The 6,362-nt window shown below is 61.5% G+C and carries 2 protein-coding genes and 1 rRNA gene (1 of these 3 only partly in view); 1 reads left to right on the plus strand and 2 read right to left on the minus strand.

Features of this window, described 5'->3' with window-relative positions:
- Positions 1-10 precede the first annotated feature (10 nt).
- Both ACIPUD_RS13075 and ACIPUD_RS13080 read right to left on the minus strand, forming a co-directional pair.
- Positions 11-1,630 carry an SMP-30/gluconolactonase/LRE family protein gene (locus ACIPUD_RS13075; protein WP_085350725.1) on the minus strand — a complete coding sequence of 540 codons (1,620 nt, stop codon included), beginning with the start codon at positions 1,628-1,630 and terminating at the stop codon, positions 11-13.
- A gap of 158 nt (positions 1,631-1,788) precedes the next feature.
- Complete coding sequence (locus ACIPUD_RS13080; RefSeq protein ID WP_085385476.1) at positions 1,789-3,852, minus strand: M23 family metallopeptidase; 2,064 nt, start codon at positions 3,850-3,852, stop codon at positions 1,789-1,791.
- Between the two features lie 1,030 nt (positions 3,853-4,882).
- On the opposite strand from ACIPUD_RS13080, the gene ACIPUD_RS13085 reads away from it, so the two are divergent.
- Positions 4,883-6,362, plus strand: a 16S ribosomal RNA gene (locus ACIPUD_RS13085) (it continues 9 nt past the right edge of the window).

Consider the following 6,362-nt stretch of genomic DNA (forward strand, 5'->3'; position numbering starts at 1 on the left):
CTGCGGCGACCTATTTCTTCGTGAGCTTGTAGATCGCGTTCTCGATGTCAGAAGAGAAATAGATCGTGCCGGATTCCCCGATGCCGACGCCTGTCGGAATGTGCGTCGGCAGTCCTCCGGGTGCACCCACGAGGCCGATTGGAAGATTGGCCGCGATCTCGGTAACCGTGCCGGTCTCCGGCACGATTTCGATCAACCGTTTGGCGCCGACCTCCGCTACGATCAGCTTGCCGTCTCTGGCGCGGGCGATGCCTTCGGGCATTTTCAGGTCCTTGGCGACGACTGTCTTTTCGCCGTTGCTCTCGATCATCGAGATCACGCCGGAAAAGGCTTCGGTGAGATAGACCTCGCCACGCGATCCAGCGACGAGCCCGACCGGGCCCTCGAGGCCGCCGATCAGTGTGGTGCGATCCTTGCCGTGCTCGCCGCTGACGCGGACCAGCGATTTGGTGCCGAACTCGGCCACCAGGATGCTGCCGTCCGCGAGCACGAGCGCGTCGTGCGGCGCCTTGAAGCCGTGCAGCATGTCGCGGGTGGCCCCGGTCTTGCCGTCGATCACCTGCACCGTGCCGGTGAACCAGCTCGATAGGACCACATCGTTGCCCTTCGCCGTTGCGCTCATCGGATATTCGAGCGTGACGCCGGCGGCGTGCATGCGCGCCTTCTCGGTGACCTCGCCGGTCGCGCCGTCCACCGTGCGATAGGCGAACACGTCGGCGACGTGGATCGTATCCTTGCCGTTCTCTGACGTGACGCCGATGCCGCCGGGCAAGGCGAGCTTGCCGATGATCACCTGCCGCGCCTGGCCGGTCGCCGGATCGACCTCCTGGATGCCGTTATCGGCCATGTTGGAGACGTAGATTCGGTCCTTGTCGTCGATCGCGAGATTGTCCAGCGACGGCTTCAATTGTGCGACCATGGTCTTGGCGCCCGACTTGGGATCGACCCGAACGAGCTGGCCGAGCGCGGTGTCGACTACCCAGAGATCGCCCTTGGAATCGAAGTTCACCGCGGCCGGGACCTTGAAGCCGTCCGCGACGACGGTCAGCTCGGCCTTGTCGACGTCGACCTTTGCGACCTGTCCCTTGAACCAGAGCGGACCGTAGAGCTTGTCGTCGGGACCGAACTCGAAGCCGTTGAGGCCGCCCATCTTCTCCATGATCTGGCGCGGCGGTTTGACGCCCTCGACGTCGATCTCATAGAGCGTGTCGCCGAGGAAGACGGTGGTGGCGTACAGCCTGCCGTCCTTGCGGAAGGCGAGCGAGTTGATGCCGGGAAGGCCTGAAGCGAGTTTCTTGATCGGGCCGTCGCCCTTGCGCGAATAAAGATCGCCGGCCAGGAATCCGGTCCAGGCCATGGTGCCGTCGGGGGCGAATGCGATGTCGTCGGCCATTCCGATCGGGGCGGGGATTGCAACCTTCGCGCTACCGCCGGGGATGTCGACCTCGTAGAGCGCCGCGCCCGCGACGCTGCCGGCAAACAGATGGCCGGCCTTGTCGATCGCAAGCCCGTGCACGCCGTGGAACGCCGAGCCCGGAACGAGCTTGGTGACCTCCCAGTTTTCGGCCGAAACACTGGTAGCGGAGACGACCGCAGCGACGAAGGCTGCGCAGGCGAGCCTGTTCTTCATGGCGAGACCTCCCGTTTTTTGGAAAGTATTCGCTCCTCATGCCGCTTTGGCAAACGAAACTTGACGTTGTGATGCGGCCAAGCCGGGCCCCGCGCGACGTCGTCAAATCCGGATCGTGCTTGAATATGTCCGGCCGATCTCGGCCCGGTTCGCCGGCTTTACCTGTTGGTGACCTGCAACGGACCGCCGGTGGCGTCCGACATCCGGGCGATGGCACCGGCGCGGCCGCTCATCATGCCGTCGAGCCGGTCGCGCTCCTTCTCGAAGCCGGCCAGCATCGGGCCTTCCAACGAGCGGCCGCGCGGCAGTTTCACACGCAGCGGATCGACGAAGCGGCCGTTGACCAGGATTTCGTAGTGGACGTGCGGGCCGGTCGACGCGCCGGTCGAACCGACGAAGCCGATCACCTGGCCCTGCCGCACCTTCTTGCCGGGCTCCATGCCCTTGGCGAAGGCCGACATATGGCCATAAGCGGTCTCGTAGCCGTTGTTGTGCTTGATGCGGATGTATTTGCCGTAGCCGCCCTCGGGGCCGGCCTTCTCGATCACGCCATTGCCGGAGGCGAAGATCGGCGTGCCGTAGGAGGTGGCCCAGTCGACGCCGGTATGCATCTTCACATAGCCGAGGATGGGGTGACGGCGGCCGCCGAAGCCGGAGCGCATGATGGCGTTGTTGACGGGCTTGCGCACCAGGAACTTCTTCGCGCTCTTGCCGGTCTCGTCATAGTAATCGACGACGCCGTCATCGGGGCTCTGGTAGCGGTAGTATTTCTTGGTCTCGCCGCCGAGCGTCAGCGAAGCGAACAGCACGTCGTTCTTTTCGCTCGCGGTCACGCCTTCGTCTTCGCCGGCGTAGAACACGTCGAATGAATCGCCCGGCGCCACCTTGCGCTGGAAATCGACGTCGTAGGAATAGATCTTGATCATGTCGTCGATGACGGGCATCGGCACTTTGTTGCGCATCGCGGTCTCGTAGATGCTCTGGTAGAGCCGCACGCCCGTGCCGTCATCATCGTCATCGTCGTCGCTGTTGGCGTTCGCCGCCGCGTCGGCGACGGTGTTCATGCTGGAGACGTCGACCGCGACGTATTTGCCGAGATCGGACAGCGCCGCGATCGCCTCGACCATGGTCTCGTTGGCGATGACGACGCGGTAGGGCTGCAGGCGGGCGCCGGGGCTTGCGGGCGCCATCAGGATCCGCAGCTTCTCGCCTTCCTTCAGGCCGCCGTCGCGGCCGCGCGGCCCAAGCGTCGCGGTGATCGCCTTGATCTCCTCGGCCGTGGCGCCGAGATCGCGCAGCACGCCGGCGACGCTGTCGCCCTTCTTGACCACGTGGACGCGTTCGCCGTTGGGATTTCCGCCGGTGATCTGCTCTTTGGTCTTCGGCAGCAGCGTGACGTTTTCCGGCACCACGCGCGTCTCGAAGCCGGCATAGGGATCGGACGGCGACACTTCGGTGGCGTAGGCGCTTCTGATATCGGACGGGCCGGTCGCGCCGGAGACGTCGGCCGCAGCATTGGAGAGCGCGGCGTAGCGCACCCCGCCATTGCCGCGCCAGTTGGCGGCATCGCGGACCCGCATCAGGATGTCGTCGAGCGCCACCACTGCGGAAATCTTGGCTTTCGGCAGCACCTGGGAGAGGTCCTTGGTGACGAACGAGACCTCGGCGTCGGGTTCGACGGCTTCCGGATTGTTGGGATCCTCGGATGCCGCCTTCGGATCGGATCCGACATCTGTGAGAAGGCGCTGGGCGTTGAATGGCGGGATCTTCGCCGACAGATCGCTCGTCGTCATCGACAGATTGCCGGCAATCCGGATGAAGGGACGCACCCGCATCACGTCGCGGTTGCCGACGCGGGCGACGGTCGAGACGCGCACGATGTTGCGCGAGGCCGTGGATTCGCTCGGCGGCGGCAGGCGGTCGCTCTTGTGCAGCGTGGCGGTGCGGTCGGCTGCGCCGAATGCGCCGCGCAGCGCGCCTTCGACGCGCTCCGGCACCTTGGCGAAGGTCATCTCGCCGTCGAGCGAAGCGAAAACGGCGCCGCCGATCAGGGCTGCGCCGCAAAGTCCGGTTAGAATCGTCCCGCTGAACCATTGCACCGAGACGCGGCGGCGATCGATGACGGCGGCTTCCGAACCATCGACGGACAGCGGCGGCTCGTGGCCGAGATCGATGATCCCGGTCTCACGCCCGTAAGCGCCGCGTGACGTCCTATGGTTCAACCCAAGTCCCCCAATCAACGATCCGAGAGCCCGATTTCGAGCAGCCCCGTTTCGAGCAACCCTGTTTCGAGCCCCTCCTTGAGCCGCCCTCTTCGGGGCGTCTCTGGAAAAGGCAAGCCGCATAGGCGTCCGCGGTCAGAAGGCCCAGATGTCGGACCGGCCGAATTTACGAACAGCTAAGCGGAAAAAGATCTCTCGATGTGTCTCGAATGTCTGAAGAAGGCCGCTTCATCGTATGATCGCCTTCCTCTGACCCCACACAAACCGCCGGCAGCCCCCACTGGCATCCCTGCGATTCAAGCTTTGTCTGTACCAGAACGCCGGGGGATTGTGGCTCAAGTACGGCGCCTAATATGGAAAAGTTTCCCGAACGGCCGGGCGTCAGGGGCCTTCCAGGGACGAGCGATCCAAGTCGCGTCCAAGTCGCCTCATGCCGCCTCCGGAGCCCTCTCGAGCCCAAACTTTTTTTGAGTTTTTTCTCCGCGCTGGCGCGATCCAGCCGCTCAGCGACTTTCTAACCTGCTGTAATCGCGTGGATTTTTCGAACAATCCACCGTGCGACGATTTTCTGACAATGGTCGTTGACAACCCCGATGGGTGGGGCCTATAACCCGACCACTGAGCGCGGCGCCGCCGGGTCACTGACCAAGGCGAGCGAACGCGCCACTGATGCTCCTCACCTTGTTGAGTGACACAACAGTCGACGTAAGTCGATTGGAGTTCATCCATCGTCGGTAAGGGTGTCGGAACCCTTCCTCTCTGGAAGGTTGGGACCTCCTGGTCCCGGGCTGTTTGACAAGTGAAGATGAAGAAAGAGAAACGTGGACGGCGGAGTCCTTGCGCCTCTCGGATACTGAAGAGCTTCGGCTTTTGAGTTCTGAGAGGGGACGAAAGACTTCGGCGGTACACGTTTTAAGGTTACACCATCGTTGCCAGCGATGTGAATCGCGGGCAGCTCATCGACTTCGATCGATGAAAAATGGTGGGACCTCGTCAAAACGTTGTGATCAGCCGGTTCAAAGTTCAAGTCCAACTTGAGAGTTTGATCCTGGCTCAGAGCGAACGCTGGCGGCAGGCTTAACACATGCAAGTCGAGCGGGCGTAGCAATACGTCAGCGGCAGACGGGTGAGTAACGCGTGGGAACATACCTTTTGGTTCGGAACAACACAGGGAAACTTGTGCTAATACCGGATAAGCCCTTACGGGGAAAGATTTATCGCCGAAAGATTGGCCCGCGTCTGATTAGCTAGTTGGTGAGGTAATGGCTCACCAAGGCGACGATCAGTAGCTGGTCTGAGAGGATGATCAGCCACATTGGGACTGAGACACGGCCCAAACTCCTACGGGAGGCAGCAGTGGGGAATATTGGACAATGGGCGCAAGCCTGATCCAGCCATGCCGCGTGAGTGATGAAGGCCCTAGGGTTGTAAAGCTCTTTTGTGCGGGAAGATAATGACGGTACCGCAAGAATAAGCCCCGGCTAACTTCGTGCCAGCAGCCGCGGTAATACGAAGGGGGCTAGCGTTGCTCGGAATCACTGGGCGTAAAGGGTGCGTAGGCGGGTCTTTAAGTCAGGGGTGAAATCCTGGAGCTCAACTCCAGAACTGCCTTTGATACTGAGGATCTTGAGTTCGGGAGAGGTGAGTGGAACTGCGAGTGTAGAGGTGAAATTCGTAGATATTCGCAAGAACACCAGTGGCGAAGGCGGCTCACTGGCCCGATACTGACGCTGAGGCACGAAAGCGTGGGGAGCAAACAGGATTAGATACCCTGGTAGTCCACGCCGTAAACGATGAATGCCAGCCGTTAGTGGGTTTACTCACTAGTGGCGCAGCTAACGCTTTAAGCATTCCGCCTGGGGAGTACGGTCGCAAGATTAAAACTCAAAGGAATTGACGGGGGCCCGCACAAGCGGTGGAGCATGTGGTTTAATTCGACGCAACGCGCAGAACCTTACCAGCCCTTGACATGTCCAGGACCGGTCGCAGAGATGTGACCTTCTCTTCGGAGCCTGGAACACAGGTGCTGCATGGCTGTCGTCAGCTCGTGTCGTGAGATGTTGGGTTAAGTCCCGCAACGAGCGCAACCCCCGTCCTTAGTTGCTACCATTTAGTTGAGCACTCTAAGGAGACTGCCGGTGATAAGCCGCGAGGAAGGTGGGGATGACGTCAAGTCCTCATGGCCCTTACGGGCTGGGCTACACACGTGCTACAATGGCGGTGACAATGGGACGCTAAGGGGCAACCCTTCGCAAATCTCAAAAAGCCGTCTCAGTTCGGATTGGGCTCTGCAACTCGAGCCCATGAAGTTGGAATCGCTAGTAATCGTGGATCAGCACGCCACGGTGAATACGTTCCCGGGCCTTGTACACACCGCCCGTCACACCATGGGAGTTGGTTTTACCTGAAGACGGTGCGCTAACCCGCAAGGGAGGCAGCCGGCCACGGTAGGGTCAGCGACTGGGGTGAAGTCGTAACAAGGTAGCCGTAGGGGAACCTGCGGCTGGATC

This window comes from Bradyrhizobium sp. CAR08 (assembly GCF_052871955.1).

Coding starts and splice junctions, on each gene's coding strand:
- ACIPUD_RS13075 (WP_085350725.1), bottom strand. CDS start 1,630: ATGAAGAACAGGCTCGCCTGCGCAGCCTTCGTCGCTGCGGTCGTCTCC.